The sequence below is a fragment of the Desulforhopalus sp. genome (assembly GCA_030247675.1).
Classification (GTDB): Bacteria; Desulfobacterota; Desulfobulbia; order Desulfobulbales; family Desulfocapsaceae; genus Desulforhopalus_A.
Genome location: JAOTRX010000011.1, coordinates 122,827 through 139,065, shown reverse-complemented (window position 1 = coordinate 139,065; position 16,239 = coordinate 122,827). Strand labels below are relative to the sequence as shown.

Below are 16,239 nucleotides of genomic sequence, written 5' to 3'. Positions count from 1 at the left end.
ACCCGAGGCACAGCCAATTCCATGAACAAACGCATTCTCATAATTGATGACGAGATCAGCATCCGGGAGACGCTGGCCGGTGTTCTTGAAGACGAAGGATTTTCCTCTATCACCGCTTCTTCCGCCGAGGAGGGCCTTGACCTCCTCGAATCGACGAACATTGACCTGGTACTGCTCGATATCTGGCTGGGGGACAGCATGGACGGCCTGGCCGCCCTGGAGAAAATCCGCGAACGGTATCATATGCCGATAATCATGATATCCGGCCATGGCACCATTGAGACAGCGGTTCAGGCAACACGCAAAGGCGCCTTTGATTTCATCGAAAAGCCCCTGTCCTACGACAAGATTATCCTCGCCATAACCAACGGCCTGCGCTTTGCCAAACTGGAACAGGAAAACCTCCTTCTGCGCCAACGATCCCCCGAGAAACCGATTCTCACTGGGGAATCGGCGGCAATACGGGCCTTGAAGCAACAGATCGATATGGTTGCCCCAACCGATGCCTGGGTTTTGATCAGGGGCGATCATGGCACGGGCAAAGAATTGGTCGCCCAATCGATTCACCGTTCTTCAAAGTCCTGCGACCAACCGATGATTGAGGTCAACTGCGCGGCCATACCCGAAGAGCTGATCGAATCAGAGCTGTTTGGTCACGAGAAAGGATCCTTTACCGGAGCCCACGCCAGCAAGCGCGGTAAATTCGACCAGGCCGACGGCGGCATTCTCTTTCTTGACGAAATCGGCGACATGAGCCTCAACACCCAGGCAAAAATCCTGCGCATTCTTCAAGAGCAAAAGTTTGAACGGGTTGGCGGCAGCAAAACCATAAAAGTCAACGTCAGGGTACTTGCCGCCACCAACAAAAATCTCGAAGAGGATATAGAGGCCGGCAAGTTTCGGGCCGATCTTTTTTGGCGTCTTAATGTCGTGCCGATTCATGTTCCCCAGCTCAGGGATCGCCTGGAGGACATCCCTTTACTGGTAACAGCCATCATCCAGGACTTGACCGGCAAGGGCCTTAAGGGCAAACACTTCACCCCTGATGCCTATCAGGCGATGATGGAGCATCATTGGCCGGGAAATGTGCGGGAACTGCGCAATTTTGTCGAACGATTGGTGATCATGTGCCAAGAGCCGGTCATCAACGCCGGACACATTTCTCTCTTTTTGCATCCGGGACAAGCGGCGGGGCCAGTGGGCTGCGAAACCAATCTGGGGTTACTTCTCGCCCTCGACTATAAAACTGCCAAGAGGCTTTTTGAAAAGGAATACCTGCAGAATAAGCTCCTCGCCAACGACAATAACATTTCGAAAACCGCCGAACTCGTTGGCCTGGAGAGGAGTCATCTTCATAAAAAGCTAAAATCTCTGAACATCATTCAATAGGTCGACGTGCAACTACCGAAACCAACACGGGAAGCGCTGATGTCTGGCAATTTGCAATTTCCCAATGATTCGGCCCAACCTCACCACTACAGGAGCATCCATGGTTTTTCCAGAAAATAGACCCAGAAGACTTCGAAAGAGCAGTGCTTTTCGTGCACTTATCCGAGAAACACAGCTCACCGCGAGCCAGTTCATCTATCCCCTGTTTGTCATGCCGGGCAAGAACAAGCGCGAGGTCATCCCCTCCATGCCCGGTGTATTCCGTCTGAGCGTCGACCAGCTGGCGGCAGAGGCCAGGGAGTGCTTGAAACTTGGTGTGCATTCCGTCATTCTCTTTGGCTTACCGGAGAAGAAGGACGGTGTAGGCTCGGGTGCCCACGCTAAAAACGGCATTATCCAAACGGCGATCAGAGAACTGAAAAATAAGGTGCCCGAGCTGCTCGTTGTTACCGATGTCTGCCTGTGCGAATATACCGACCACGGCCATTGCGGCTGTCTGATCAATAATGTCGTCGACAACGACGCCACCTTGGAAATTCTTGCCAAAACAGCCCTGTCCCATGCCGAGGCGGGTGCCGACATGGTGGCGCCTTCCGATATGATGGACGGCCGGGTAGCAGAGATCCGGGCCGCTCTTGATGAAAACAACCACGAGTCAGTGCCGATCATGTCCTACGCGGTCAAGTACGCCTCGGCCTTCTACGGTCCATTTCGGGATGCCGCCGACTGTGCCCCGCAATTCGGCGACCGCAAAAGCTATCAGATGGATCCGGCCAACAGCCGAGAGGCCTTACGGGAAGCGACCCTCGATGTCGACGAAGGTGCCGACATCCTTATCGTCAAACCAGCCGTCGCTTACCTGGATATTGTCTCTCGCCTGCGTGACGAGTTCGATTTGCCGATTGCCGCCTATCATGTCAGCGGCGAATACGCAATGATCAAGGCTGCCGCCGAAAAGGGCTGGATCGATGGTGACCGGGTTATGGAAGAAACCCTGCTGTCGATAAAAAGGGCGGGTGCTGATATTATCATTACTTACTTCGCCAAGGATATGGCAAAGCGTCTGCAAGCGCTCTAAACAAAAGAATCCGCTTGCTTTCAAAAGAAAACAAGCGGATTAGAGCGATTGAAACAAAACCGGGGGAGCTTATAACCTGCCCCCCCCGGGCACAGCACTAAAAACAAGACGCATCACACCCGGATATCAATCAATCTGGCCGACCCGCTACGATCTCCCCCCTGCCCTCGCCCTTGTGATTGCGGCTGTTCTTGCTCGGCAGAAGCTCCGGCTGGAGTAACGTTTCTTGCGAGTGCCAGCGATTGCGGGGAAAAAGAGGCAACATCGGCATAGCTTTGTTGCTGTGCATCTTCCTCCTCCTGCCCTCCTCCGGGTCGGATCTGATTCCCCCGGGAAATTCTTTCACTATGAATGAGAGTGGAAATATTGCTCGATTCGCCTAGCATCACTCACCTCCTTGATTGGTGCCTTATCCTTCGTTGTCTACTTTCCAGTATAGGGAGGAGATAGCTGTTTTACAAGACGGCCCGCATTTCTTTTACTGCCGGAGCCGTTCGCGCCTGTCGATTTCTTTTCCACCCCAACCAAAGACCACAAACAAGCAAAGCACCACAGGCATCGGCAAAGATATCGAAACCGCTGGGCGACCTTCCCGGCACAAACACCTGATGCACTTCATCGGAGATGCCGTAGCCCAGACAGAATACAACGGTGAAGGAGAAAACGGTTGATGGTTTGCTTTCCCGGAACCCTGAGCTGAAGGCAAAGAGTACCGAAGCGGCCAACACACCATAAGCAGCAAGATGGGCGAGTTTATCGATTCCGGGGAAAGGGGGAAGATACAGGGTATCACCTGGTTGGGCGGAAAGAAAAAAAATGATCCCCATGACCAGGGCCATGGGAATTGTCCGTAAACCGGCAATCAGTGTCCTGCTCATGCTTCGATGGGCGGTTCCGGGTTTGGAAGATGGACCTGCTGCAGTTGCTTACCGGAAAATTTCTTTTTTATGCGACGGATGGCGGCATTCAATTCGCGGGTCGGCGCATCCGCCATGACCTGCATCACCTTGTCTGCATAGGCAGTAAGCACCAACTGCCTGTTGTCCACCTTAAAGGTGTGGCTATAATTGATCTCTATGGTTTCGGTGTTTTCGTCAATAGGTGGTTCAAGGGCCACGCCTTCCCTGGCAATCTGAACGCAATCGGATTCGGTCATTTCCAGCAACCACGCATCGCCAAGCTCTGTGGCGTAGAAGAAAAACACTCCCAGTTCACGACATACGACCCGCTTGTTCACAGCCTCGGCCTGAATATCCCGCACCGCACTCATCAAAGACACGTTGACCGGCGGTGGGGCAATGGCGCCTTGCTCTTTGTAGGCGCAGCAATGCTTATATTTTTTCCCGCTTCGACAAGGACATTTGTCGTTTCTGCCTATCTTTGCCATCTATCGAACCTCTGCATCTTAATAATGTATTACGAACACTTGCTGTAGCCGCATTCGTAGCAGGTTTCACAACCTTCTTCAAAACGAAGCATCCCTGAACACTCGGGACATATGGAGGAAAAGCCTTTTTGCGTTCCAGCCAAAAAGGACTTAAAGAGCTTCCCGAGCTGCGCGGGAAGGTCTAGCATATGGCCGCTCGACCTGTCAAGTTGTTTGATAATCTCATCCATTGGTACATTAAACCGCAAAGCCAGTGAAACCAGGCGACAGGTGGTTGTCCACATGGTCGATTTGTCCTTCAGGTCGACCCTGTTATCAAAAGGAAACTTGGCGAACACCTCCATGGGCTTTTCGTTTTCATCAAAACAGACGATGATGTACACCGACTTCTGATACTGATCCTTCACCCGATAACGCTTGGCATTGAGTGTATCCGGCAGTATCTGTTTGACCGGCCCGCGCTCCGAAACAATGGCGGTTTTTTCTTTGGGGTGCGCCTCCGTGGCATTCAAAACCTGGTTGTCCCTTGACCCGTCACGATACACGGTCAAGCCCTTACAGCCGAGCTTATACCCGCTAATATAGGAAAGCTTGACCTCTTCCCGCGTTGCGTTTGCCGGCAGGTTGATGGTTTTCGAAATCGAACTGTCAACCCCGCTTTGCTGCAGACAACCCTGCATCTTGATATGATCCTCAGGGACGATATCCTGGGCAGTGCGGAAGATTTCCTGCCATCGCTGGGGAATCTCTTTATGTCCCATTACCGTGCCGCTGTCCGCCACCTTGCTCATCAGCTCGGGAGAATAAAACCCTTCTTCCCGGGCCACCTTCTCAAAGTATTTATTGACGAGAATGAGCCGATCACCGTCCATGACATTTTTCACCATGACGATAGAAAAGTACGGTTCGCACCCGGAGGCACAGTCGGCAATCATCGATACCGTTCCGGTCGGCTGGATGGAGGTGAGGGCGGCGTTACGTCGGGGGCGATAGGTGTTTATCTCGGGATTGTAGGCAGGGAAAGGGCCCTTTTCGGTTGCAAGCTCGGAGGATCGTTCCTCGGCGGTGTCTCTAATAAAACGCATCACCTCACTGGCGAGGGCACGGCCTTTCTCATCGGCATACGGCGTTTCCAGCTGAATAAGCATGTCATGCAATCCCATGATCCCCATCCCTATTTTTCTGGTTTTCAGGGTCATTTCTTCGATCTCGGGAATGGGAAAACGGTTGCAGTCGATGACATTGTCCAGAAAGACCGTGGCAATACGCACTATCTTTTTCAACCTGTCAAAATCAACGGCACCCTTGCTGACAAAATTCGCCAAATTAATTGAGCCGAGGTTACAACTCTCGAATGGCAACAACCACTGCTCTCCGCAGGGATTTGTGGCCTCGAACTCTCCGAGCTGCGGGGTCATATTGTCGCGATTGGCAGTATCGATGAAAAGTACGCCCGGCTCGCCGTTATGCCAAGCCAAGTCTATTATTTTATCAAAAACCATCCTGGCACTGAGCCGTTTAACGACCTGCCTGGTGGATGGTTCAATAAGGTCAAAATCACCATCTTCTTCCACCGCTTGCATAAAGACATCGGTGATGCCCACGCTGAAATTAAAATTATTAAAGCGGTTTTGATCGGCTTTTGCGACAATAAAGTCCATAATATCGGGGTGATCTATACGTAACACACCCATATTTGCACCACGTCTCTTACCACCCTGCTTGATGGTTTCGGTAGCTGCGTCAAAAACTGCGGCGAAGGACAAGGGACCGGAGGCAACACCTTGGGTCGAACGTACCGAGGCGTTTTTTGAGCGGAGACGGGAAAACGAATAGCCGGTACCGCCACCGGTTTTATGAACTAAGGCTCCATTGCGAATGGCGGAGAAAATGCCGTCCATCGAATCATCAACGGGCAAAACAAAACATGCAGAAAGCTGCCCAAGATCAGTTCCAGCATTCATCAAGCAGGGCGAGTTCGGCAGGAAATCCAGCCGATAAATCATATTAAAAAAATCTTCCCGGAGCTGCTTATGATACTTCTTATCACGATCGACATCTGCGACCGCATTTGCCACACGTCTGGCTAAGGTCTCCCAAGTCTCTGTTACGTTACCATCAGTATCCTTAAGGTAATATCTTCTTGCCAGAACCGTTTCAGCGGTAGTAGTCAAAGCCTGTTTGGTCAAGTCCGGTGTCATGCAGGGACCTCTTTTAAGAGAAATGGATGATAACAATATTCCGGTCAATCTCTCCTGGGGGAGACGTCCGATAAACGCAGGGAATCTTCTTTTGAATCTTTTTTGCTCGTTACAACTCAGAGGGCACAGGCCATCTTATACCCCACATTTATGGCTTGCTCAATATCAATCTACAACATATGGTGGTTTTCCTAAAACCACAGAAAATTAGGGAGGTTCATAGAGTGCAGGTTTTTTCAAGAGAAATCAGGCGATATGATAAAATTTATAAGACGAACACAGAAAAGAAAAAAAACCAAATTTCGGTGTTCAGGAAATATTCCAATTCGATGGATGTCCGCTAAACCAACCAATGTCCTAAGCATACCCCCCTTCACCTTGCCGTTTGCGTGACGTAACTGAGGGGATGAGCGAACATTTTTAAATTTTTTTGAAATTTCTTTATGATTGTGATAGGATGACTCAGGAAAATCAGATTTTTCTCAATTGTTTTCTAGGAAAATGCTGTTTTTCGAGTTATGATCGGATGCAGCGTTATACGGTATGTTTCATGTGCGCATGTAAATTTTTAAGTATCTATCATCTAACATGGTGAGGAGGAGAGAATTGAAACAGAAAGCTTTTTCATTATTCGTCATGGCATTGGTGCTTGTTTCTGTGAGTGTGGCGAATGCGGCCACCACTTTAGTAGAAATAGGCAGAAGTCCTTTTCATCAACCGCCGCTGAAGACCAAAGAAGACCTGCTGTCCATGTTAAAGCTGAAGGCCCCTGAGGTTGCCAAGGGCTTTGCTCTCGCCGGCAGAAGTGACTTGTATGAAGATTTTATGACCCAGGTCGCCAAAGGCAAAATTGATTTGGTTCAGTTTCCGAAGGGGTCACAGTTTGAGTGGATGTTTTACAAGAAAAAGGGCAAAGGGACCATTCGCATAGTTAAAGACGTGACTTGGGGAAATGATAAACCCTTCCCAGGATTTCAATTTTTTGTTGATAAGGCTGGGGTTCGTTATAACTTCGTTATTCCACTTGGTTGTGGGAACGTTGCGTTGATGGGTGAGAGCAAAATTCCTGAGGTTGCTGTTGCTCCCCCACCAAACAAAGCTCCACAGTGTGGAATGACCGTTACTCCGGTTAAAGCCTTCTGTGGTGAAACTGTTACGGTTGATGCGCGCACGTCTTCCGACCCAGATGGTGAGATTGCCAAAATGACCGTTGCTGTTGTTGATAATACCGGCAAGGTTGTCAGCCAAAAAGTGGTTGAGGGCAAATCCCTTACCAGTGAAGTTGCTATGCCATGTGGTACCAATACCATCAAAGTTACCGTTGCCGACAATAAGGGACTGGAAGCCACCTCTCCTGCGTGTGCCGCTCAGGTTACAGGAACCAACAGACTTCGCTTTGTAGGTGATCTCGGCTATTACCGGCAGTTTGATCCTTCCAATTACCTGTTCGCCAGAGCTGGTATTGAGTACAAATTAGCTGAACAATTTGCACTTCTTGGATTGGTTGGTTGGGCTCCTGAGGTACATGGAAAAGACGGTGCCTCGGCATTTATGGCTGATCTGCTGGCTGAATACAGTTTCTCCAGATATTTCGTTGATCTCGGAGTTGGCGGTTGGGTCACCAACGGTGACGACGATCTGCCTGGCGAAGACAGTCAAGTGGACATGATTGCTGGATTTGGAGCCAGAGTATACGGCGAACCTGATCAATTCAACGCTTCTCTGTTCTTCGAAGTGCGGTCAGCCTTTGACGAAATCGACGAACTTGCTGACTATGGTCGCTTTGGCTTAGGTGTACGGTTCCGTTTCTAAGATCTAAGAGTCTGCCCCCCATTCTTTAACGAGAGTGGGGTGATTGATGCTGGTATATAAATACCCCAACAACTTTCAAGCTGTTGGGGTATTTTTTTGCCTTCACTCCAAGATAATCTCTAACGGAACCGGAGGGGCATCAATAACTATTGAGACCGCGGCAAATTGAAGCCTTGGTTGCCGATATTCTGCAGATCAAGTACTCCCAAAGGAAGCAGCTTGAGATCAAATGCCCCCACCGTCGCAACTTTTTTGGGATGTATTTGTCATGTGCCACATCCCCGGGACAGAGCCCAGTGTAGACATCAGTTCAACCCGCTGACGCAGAAGGAGGTGGCACGCTGATAAATTCCGGCCAGGCGGTCCCCATTCCAGATCTCGTCAAGAGTCTCCTCTTTCAGGCTACCGACGACCGTGCTCACGCATTTGTCGCAAGGCCGAACATCAAGGTTCGGATCTATCGCCAGCTTCGTGAACCCTGCCATGCACGGCGCCCCGACAGCCGACGTCTCCACACTATTACAGAGGTCGTCCACAGGCGTTCGTACCCTGACCCCGTACTTGTCCCGCAGCCCGATAAGCTTTTTCCACACCTGATCCATTCGTGGAGGGTCTACCTGGAGATACCAATCCTTCCCCTTCAGAAACGGTACCGGTTTGATCGGCATGACGTGGAAATGGCGTGTTACGTCCGCCAGCGAAGCAATGGTTTCTTCAATCCTGTCGATGTTCTGGGACGAAACAACGATAGCCGCGGTTATGCTCGCGCCAACCTCCTTGAGCCTCTGCAGGTTTTTCAGGACTACAGCAGTCTTCCCCCGAGTGTTATCGTTTATCTCAGGTTCCGTGGAGTCCACTGAGACCTGTATGGGGAAGAAGCCTTTCTTTCTCACAATCATGTCAATTGTTTCGAAATGCTCATCCTGCAGGGCCGTGCCGTTCGTCAGGATCGAGGTGTGTTCGAAGGTGTCGTGGGCCAGATGAAGCAATTCGCTGATCTTGGGATGTAGAAACGGCTCCCCGCCGCTGAGAGTCAGAAGAAAAATCTCATGCTCCCGCAATATGTTAAGGGTCGTCCGGTAGTCATCGAACGGCATGTGGGTCTGCAACCGTGGCTGAAAATAGCAGTAACTGCAATTCAGGTTGCAGACCCCGGTTACATTGACTGTTACAAGCAATGGAGCACCCGGCCTATTGTTCATAATCACCTCAGGAATGCGTGCTATTTTGGTGTCTTCGAACCATTACCGCAGCCTGCCGTTACAGCTGCTGGGTAACATCAGCCAGCAGCGAGTAGAGCTCGCTTTCGCTGACCCCATGCTCCTTGATAACCTCATTCAGGCTCTTGCCCCTCGCAAGATCAAGGCATAACTTCGTTTCCTTTTGACCGAGTTCCCAGATATGGCCGGTCCGGCGGTTCCATACCAGGCCACCGAACTTCTCTTTTCTCAAGACCAGTTCCGGTCCCCACTTCCTGACGCGCTCCTCATACGTAACAAGATCCCCAGGATGGACCGGCCGGCTGCAATCCAGAATGCAGCAGAACGCATCGCAACAGATCACAATTGCCTTATCATCCTTCTTGAAATACTCTTTCACAGGGACTTTTCCGATCTTGTCGGGCTTGATTCTCTCCTGGCTAATATCTCCCAAATATAATTTTGCTTTCATCGAACTCCCCCCTTCGTTCTTTGTTGAATAAAGTGGATTCCCAGTTCAATCCCCAATCAATACTGCAGCCATTTGTCGTATACACTTCTCTGGAGATGCTTATTTGACTGTCTTCTGTTCCCCGCCCATGGAAATGCGAAGGGCGACAAAACAGGCCCCATCCCCATCCTTTTTAAGTCTGCGGTTTATATTTATCAATTTCTGCCGGTGTTGGTTGCCACCAATCGAGATCATGCCTTGCCGCTATTTCCTGGCCATAAATTCCCACGGGATCCGAGCGATTCCATGGCTGGACTACCGCATGGGTTGTCAGCATTTTAAGCGAAGGCACTTCATTTTTAACCAGGATAATAAGAGCATTAAGTGCCAGCATTTGTTGTTCAGTATATTCTTCCGAACCCGGATTGGGATCGTTTGGGACGTGTTTTTGCAAATTGGCGAGACTAATAGCAATAGAGCAATCGTTAATACCTTCACCATGGGTTCCTGGCACAGGGATGGTTGAGGAGGCGTGCCTGCCACGATGGTGGTACCGCACGCATTGATATACAAGCGACTCGGTTCCATCGGATTTGTACGTCCAATCAGAATCCAGGGAATCCCTGGCAATAATAAAATGGTAGGCGTTTCCCTTGGAGCGCAAATAATCTATACTGGATCTTGCGCTGGCTCCTGCCGTTGCATGAAGAACAAGCAAGGTAGGTTCAATATTGTGCAGTCGCGGCGTTGTGCTCAAGAGATTGGTCAGTCGCTGAAGAATCATATCGTTTAACCTCCATGTATTGAAGATTGACACTGCCGAGCAGCGCGAGTTATTCCAGGTTTTGGTCAAAATATTTAAGTGCTCGTAAGCTGTCCTCAACCGCAGATTTCATATAGTGAACAGCTATGTCTTCGAACACACTCGGCATGATCTTGATATCCTTTCCTTGGACGTTATACGTAGTGCATACCCCAAATTTTTTACCGAGATGACCAAACCTGCCAAACCCCTTGATTCTTAGCGGAACAGTATCTGCATCTTGACCATCATAAAAAAGCCAAAAGGCATCAGACGATACTTTTGCATCAGGATAGTCATTATTGATTACGACGGGAAACAAATTGAGAGGCGCCTGTAATTCGCTCAACACTCGGTGAGCGGCCTTATTATAAAGGCTGGTAAAATCCTCTGTAGCCACTCCGGACAGAACGGCATCAAAATAGCCTTGCATATCCTGGAGTCTTTTCTCGATCGCCTCCCAATGATTGACTGGAGAGGTCATTGTCAAATAATTTTCAAAGGAATCTTCCATTGATGGCCCATGATAAACAGGAACGACATGAGATGGAGTACTCATATCCTGAATATGGTGGAGTATACGGCCAAAAGTTGAAAAGAGATGTTTACTTGCACCGTCCTGTATGAGCTCCAGGAAATCTCCTTGTCTTTTTGTAATCCAAAACAGGCTTGTCGGACGGAGCTTGAAATTGGGAAAGAAGATCGGAACAAGTGAAATTTCACCATTTGCAATGGTGGTGTTTGAAGGAAAGAAATGCCAGTTTAGGCCTCGGGAAGGACTTATATTGTCCTCATCCATACTTCCTTCCCAGGTGGCCTTTAATAATCTTTCATCTTGTAATGCGAGGGCAAGTTTTCCACCGGATGCAAATTTGGTATAAATCCCTATAGCCAAATTAGTTATATTTTTATGCGATTCTGGTTTCATATGTTCCTTCCGCCGTTAGATGATAAAGCAACCGTTCTGGACCATGAGACTTACGCTCATCAAACATGCTAATAAAACTATCCATTTTTATGCCAGCCATGCCATGGATCACTCGGAATCGTTGGAGGTCAACGCATCTTCTCCCATAAATATTTCACAATATTCCATTATGTATCGAATAATTTCTTAGATAGATCCGGAGACCATAATAACCCAAGAAATTTCGTCTTCGTCCTTGTATTCAATCGATGAATATTCAGAAGGTAATGGTTGTCCATCCACGATTCCCTGTCCAAGCGTCCTTGTCCTATGCCATGCCGGTCCGGCTGAAATATTAATCGTCTGAAACCATAATTTTTCGTCCCTGGCAGTATCATTATTTTCCTCTTGTGCTTCTGTGCTCTCCTTGTTTTTATTTCTTCCTGCCCATAAACCATTCCTGAACCAAACCAAAGAAACACCAATACTTGCTCCATCAAACAATTTACTGTCTTCGGATATCACTTTGGCTGCCATATATATTCCAGGTGCAAAGTTATCGTATTTGTTTTTCCCGCTTCTTGCCCAGTCCTGAAATACATACTGCCCCATCATCCAAATGGATGCACTGTAATCGTAGGAATCCGTAATCCTAACAATCTTATTGTCTCCATTTATTTTTGCTTCCTTTACATATGCATCGGAAAAAGCCTCTAAGGCTATAGCCGGAGCTAATTGAAAATATCCGACACCGTTCTTGCTTTTTTCCTCACCGGAATTTTCTCCGCCTAAACAGATAACTCCAGGAACCAGTAATAGCACTTCAATCATCAAAATTATAATATTTAGTTTCATTTATCTCCTCCTAATCGTTGGATCTATCTTCCAGGCTCATTCCTTTCATAATCAAACTACCTATGTCATAATTCATTGAATTCTAGGAGAAAAAAGGTCGTTCGGCTAATCTACAGCTAATACTCCTATATTATATTTGTAGCTTCCAGCTAATAATATCGAGCCTAAAAAACAAAGATGCTCGCACACAGTTTGAAGATCACAAGCAACGGTTATAGGTGACTGAGTTCCGAAATATACACCTCATGCAATTTGTCGACAGCGCGATTATTACGGATGTACATATGCCAGATGAAACTGAGATCAAAGAGGATGGCGCTCAGCCACCAAAGGCAAAAGAAGGCTATGGCCATTGTGACCACGGAACTGGAGGAAAGTACCAGCTTATCGCCGAAGACAATATATCCAACGACCCACATAACGACAAAAAATCCACCGAATAAGAGCGGTTTGAGGCTGTACCTTCTAGATAGGAGCCCACAAGCGGCGATGAGTACTGAAGCCGCGAAAATCGCCATATTTGTATTTTCATAACCCAGCAAAGCACTCAATGCCTTGCCTATGTTTGCCCTTGTTTCGAGCGACACAAATTGAATAACCAGACAGGTTGTCGCGAGGTAGAAAACTAATGCAAACAATTGAGCCAACCAACGCCGCGACAGTCTCACAACTCTTGACAGCGCTGTAGTTCCGCTGAGCAGTAATGCTATGAGCAGCGAGTTAAGCACTATGCTTAAGTTGGGTTCTGTATAGCACATGTATTTGTCTACCGCCTGGTAGAGTAGATAGGTTCCTACAAGGAGAGGGACAAATGCTGCTGCATAAGGCAGGATATAGTTCAGGATTTTTGCAAAAATATTGCTCTTCGGATCTGGCTGGTCCGGCTGGGGGTCAATCACTGTGTTGATTATGTGGCCAAAGAGCTGCGTATCGGTCATATAATCAACATGGGCTTTGCCGGGTAGGTAACTGCGGGTAAAGCTGAAATCGTTCTGTTCCGGGAAGTCAAAGCACCCACAGCCGATCTTTTGCAGCCAGTCTCGGGCTGTATCGAGCTTGAAACCGACTGGATCTCCTAAGTCGGAGTAGTTGTGCCAGCGGATGAGTGTTTCTTTCCACGTGCCGCCGCTAGATTCAAATTCAGTTCGCAGCTCTGGCCACAACACAAGATGCTTGTCGATAGGGGAACCGAGGGTTACGAATCCCTTAACGGTGTCGATCCAGGAAGGCTGTGGAACCGCGCCAGAGTCTTGTCGCAAAGCCCGGAGAAGCCCCAAGAAAGAGATGACAGTCCCTTCACTGTGGGCGAGTATATAGATCTCTGTGGCAGGATTATAGTTGTATAGAGCAGTCATGGCCTTGTCGAATTCTGCGAGAATCAGTTCCCGGACAACTCGGAACTCCGTCATAAGCTGCACATCTCCCAGATAATTGGTGAGGACATTCTCAAGTTTCGGCTTGTAGGCGCCGACATGTTTAAAGACGGTCATGAGCACCTCGGAAACTGAAATGGCGTTGATTATCTCCTGGAGCACGAGTTTGATCAGCTCGTAATCCTTCAGTGTGAACAGCTTATTGTTTTCCTGGTGCAGCTTTAACCGCTCGATAACCGTTCGCGCCCAGTTGCGAGTATCTTCTAGTTGGTAGCCTTTGTTCTCTACCCCACGGGCAATGTCTGCCCAGTAAACTTCGGTAAAGGCGACATTCAGTGGGAGCTGGGGATCGAGGGGAGGTGATAAAACGAGAGCGTTCCGGGTTGAACGAATTTCGCTGTCGAGACGACCAAGGGATACCGTTGCTGGCTGCCCGTAATGTTTACAGAACTGTTTGACGACAGCCTGGACAGTGTCGAATGCAGTCTGATTGCCTATGCCATGCACAGCAACAATAGTCTTTTCGGGTTTCTGCATACTGCCTCCTGTTTTTCTATCCAGGATTTTCAACCTCTCTATAAAATTGCCAGTTGGCAGATGGAGAAGTTGTTAACGGCTTAAATCTCATATATGCGAATGGCTTCCACAAAAATTCCCCTCACACAAAATTGCCAACGGTTAGCATCAACAACGTACCTGCTGCATTTAAATGCCCAGAAACTAGGATCGGCACCTCATGATTCAATCTGTTCCCGGTGGGCCACTTTGTGCCCTTAGACCAAACGACGCACAAACCGGCCCCATTCAGCCGGAAATGAGATTGTATTCAAATGGGAGCCTCTGGCAGAGGCAGTGGAATCTACCTTTTTTCCAAAGGTATTCAGCAAACTGGAGTAACTTTCAGATATGGTCTTACTTGAGGGCAGGCCACTCGCATCATGCGAGATGTTGGCGGTAGAGATGGTGTTTTTCGAAGATTGGAAGATTTGAGCGCCCATGCCATTCCCCCCTGAGATAGGATGAACAGTGTTTGCGTAACACAGGCCCCACACTTTGACAATCCGTATATATACCTATTTTTCCGTTTTTAAATCATCTTATCTGGCTGCATTTTTGTGGCCATTGCAGCCTGTATTTTTGCCGGCTAGGGTTTTCCTGGATAGATATACTTTGTATTCTCGATGTACTATCAGTTTGTAAATCAACAATTAGACAGCCATTTCCTTTCAATCTCGACGCATTTATGTCGGACGGTACTGCGCATCGCCACAGGTTCCTGAAAAAAAATCCACCTCCTAGACTCAGGGGCAAATAATCCATGGCATCGGCGCCCCCGAGTCCATTTAAAAACAACACACAAACAATTCCTGTCATGAGATTAAAGAGCAGCCCCAGCAAACAAGAAAAGGATTAACAAGTTGAAATCACCTGTTAATCCTTTCAATGACATTGGTACCCTCGGCGCGAATCGAACGCGCGACACCAGGATTAGGAATCAGTCCCTTCCCTTACATAATCACCACATCCCCTTCTTTTTACACGTTATATTTAAACACGATATAGCGTTGTTCCCAGTCAATACAGCTCGTTTTCTTGCATTATTGGCTTCTTTCTCACACAAAATCCCACACGGAAAAGCTGATAAAACCTACACAGGATCAAATATCCTGAGGCCGTTTTTGATGCTTCAACAACCAATCATCTAAGGAACACAAATGAACAAGCGAAATATTTTAAGAGCACTTGAAAGGCGAAAATCTAATCAAAGTTCAATCATGAATTTGAACAAAAAAGTTGCAGAATATGTTGTATACGCAAAAAACTGCATAATGAAACTAGAGAGATATGGACAATTTATCATGTTTTCTAGCCTTTCCGGAGAAGCATGGCTTTTAGATCAAAGAGAAAATCTTGCGCTACGGATTGCCGATCATAGCATCCCCTTGCAATATCGAATCGAAGAGACAAAAACCAAGCTCTTCATCGAATGGACAGAAAGGTATCAAATTAGTGATGGCGCTTTTATTGCCATAAGAGGTGAGAAGCAGAGTGTCTTTTTGGACTATCCTGTGTCGGAGTTGACTAACTTATTAGCGAAACTTCAATAGAGCTCTACGGGATTGTTGTTATTGAAGGAAGAGGAAGCTGGGTATCGGCAATTTTGCCGATACCTGCTTGCTCTTCGGTTTCAATTACCAAAGAATAGCGAACAGCACGGAGGTAGCTGCGGGAATGGGCGTTTTGGGAGTGACGAAGACGAAAAGGGCCTTAAAAGTGTGCCCGGTCGAGGAATGAGCCGAAACGCCCATTTCCACAGCGGCAAAAGGCTTGCGAGACTGCCCGTTTGGGCCGTGGTAGTTCGAGTCTATCCAGCATCTGCCGATTTGCCCTACGGCCAGCGCGATAGAAATCGCTTGACATTATATCCACAGGATATATAAATGAACTATCCGCTGGATATAACATCGGGCGATCAAACGGAGGAATCCACGATGGCTAGGAAAAGAATGATTCTGTCTTTGGATGAAAATGTACACAGCGTACTTATGGAATTCTCCAAAGAGACCGGCACTCCTGCTGCCACATTTGTTACCCAGTTGCTAGAAGAAACATTACCTAAGATTATTCAAATTACAGAAATGGTTAAATTGGCAAAAGCCAATGCTGGGGACAAAGCACTTGAGAAATTGATGGATATGACTATTGCAGCCGACGAACAGATCAAAACACTCAAAGCTGACATGGAAAAAACAAAAGAAGAAAGGCTTAAAAAGAGTTGAAACAA

15 protein-coding genes are annotated in these 16,239 nt (G+C 48.0%); 5 read left to right on the top strand and 10 right to left on the bottom strand.

The window, feature by feature from the left end:
- The first annotated feature begins 21 nt into the window (after positions 1–21).
- Both OEL83_19945 and hemB read left to right on the top strand, forming a co-directional pair.
- Complete coding sequence (locus tag OEL83_19945) at positions 22–1,389, top strand: sigma-54 dependent transcriptional regulator (GenBank protein ID MDK9709316.1); 1,368 nt, start codon at positions 22–24, stop codon at positions 1,387–1,389.
- A 100-nt stretch (positions 1,390–1,489) separates the two neighbouring features.
- Positions 1,490–2,467 carry a porphobilinogen synthase gene (hemB, locus tag OEL83_19940; GenBank protein ID MDK9709315.1) on the top strand — a complete coding sequence of 326 codons (978 nt, stop codon included), beginning with the start codon at positions 1,490–1,492 and terminating at the stop codon, positions 2,465–2,467.
- 130 nt (positions 2,468–2,597) lie between these two features.
- Here hemB and OEL83_19935 read toward each other — a convergent pair whose 3' ends face one another.
- The 4 genes from OEL83_19935 to OEL83_19920 form a co-directional block, all read right to left on the bottom strand.
- A complete protein-coding gene (locus OEL83_19935) occupies positions 2,598–2,756 on the bottom strand; it encodes a hypothetical protein (GenBank protein MDK9709314.1) in 159 nt (52 codons plus the stop codon).
- 166 nt (positions 2,757–2,922) lie between these two features.
- The gene (locus tag OEL83_19930; GenBank protein ID MDK9709313.1) at positions 2,923–3,345 is read right to left on the bottom strand and encodes a VanZ family protein; all 423 of its coding nucleotides are present in this window, start codon (positions 3,343–3,345) and stop codon (positions 2,923–2,925) included.
- Positions 3,342–3,854: an SEC-C metal-binding domain-containing protein gene (locus OEL83_19925; protein MDK9709312.1), complete on the bottom strand. Its 513-nt coding sequence runs from the start codon at positions 3,852–3,854 to the stop codon at positions 3,342–3,344. The genes OEL83_19930 and OEL83_19925 overlap by 4 nt, the downstream gene beginning before the upstream one ends.
- Before the next feature lie 29 nt (positions 3,855–3,883).
- The gene (locus OEL83_19920; protein ID MDK9709311.1) at positions 3,884–6,055 is read right to left on the bottom strand and encodes an adenosylcobalamin-dependent ribonucleoside-diphosphate reductase; all 2,172 of its coding nucleotides are present in this window, start codon (positions 6,053–6,055) and stop codon (positions 3,884–3,886) included.
- A gap of 606 nt (positions 6,056–6,661) precedes the next feature.
- Here OEL83_19920 and OEL83_19915 point away from each other — a divergent pair.
- Positions 6,662–7,867, top strand: a complete 1,206-nt coding sequence (locus OEL83_19915) for a hypothetical protein (protein ID MDK9709310.1) — start codon at positions 6,662–6,664, stop codon at positions 7,865–7,867.
- A gap of 305 nt (positions 7,868–8,172) precedes the next feature.
- Here the strand turns inward: OEL83_19915 and OEL83_19910 are convergent, their stop codons facing one another.
- The 6 genes from OEL83_19910 to OEL83_19885 form a co-directional block, all read right to left on the bottom strand.
- Entirely contained in the window at positions 8,173–9,069 is an 897-nt protein-coding gene (locus tag OEL83_19910; protein ID MDK9709309.1) for a radical SAM protein, read from the bottom strand.
- A 58-nt stretch (positions 9,070–9,127) separates the two neighbouring features.
- Positions 9,128–9,538, bottom strand: a complete 411-nt coding sequence (locus OEL83_19905; protein ID MDK9709308.1) for a hypothetical protein — start codon at positions 9,536–9,538, stop codon at positions 9,128–9,130.
- Between the two features lie 172 nt (positions 9,539–9,710).
- Positions 9,711–10,301, bottom strand: a complete 591-nt coding sequence (locus OEL83_19900; GenBank protein ID MDK9709307.1) for an N-acetylmuramoyl-L-alanine amidase — start codon at positions 10,299–10,301, stop codon at positions 9,711–9,713.
- Positions 10,302–10,350: 49 nt separating this feature from the next.
- A complete protein-coding gene (locus tag OEL83_19895; GenBank protein ID MDK9709306.1) occupies positions 10,351–11,247 on the bottom strand; it encodes a hypothetical protein in 897 nt (298 codons plus the stop codon).
- Positions 11,248–11,433: 186 nt separating this feature from the next.
- Positions 11,434–12,081, bottom strand: coding sequence for a hypothetical protein (locus OEL83_19890; protein MDK9709305.1), 648 nt, complete (start codon positions 12,079–12,081; stop codon positions 11,434–11,436).
- A gap of 212 nt (positions 12,082–12,293) precedes the next feature.
- Positions 12,294–13,991, bottom strand: coding sequence for a hypothetical protein (locus tag OEL83_19885; protein MDK9709304.1), 1,698 nt, complete (start codon positions 13,989–13,991; stop codon positions 12,294–12,296).
- A 1,178-nt stretch (positions 13,992–15,169) separates the two neighbouring features.
- Here OEL83_19885 and OEL83_19880 point away from each other — a divergent pair.
- The gene (locus tag OEL83_19880; protein ID MDK9709303.1) at positions 15,170–15,562 is read left to right on the top strand and encodes a hypothetical protein; all 393 of its coding nucleotides are present in this window, start codon (positions 15,170–15,172) and stop codon (positions 15,560–15,562) included.
- 333 nt (positions 15,563–15,895) lie between these two features.
- On the top strand, positions 15,896–16,234 hold the full coding sequence (locus tag OEL83_19875; protein MDK9709302.1) for a hypothetical protein: 339 nt from the start codon (positions 15,896–15,898) through the stop codon (positions 16,232–16,234).
- Positions 16,235–16,239 lie beyond the last annotated feature (5 nt).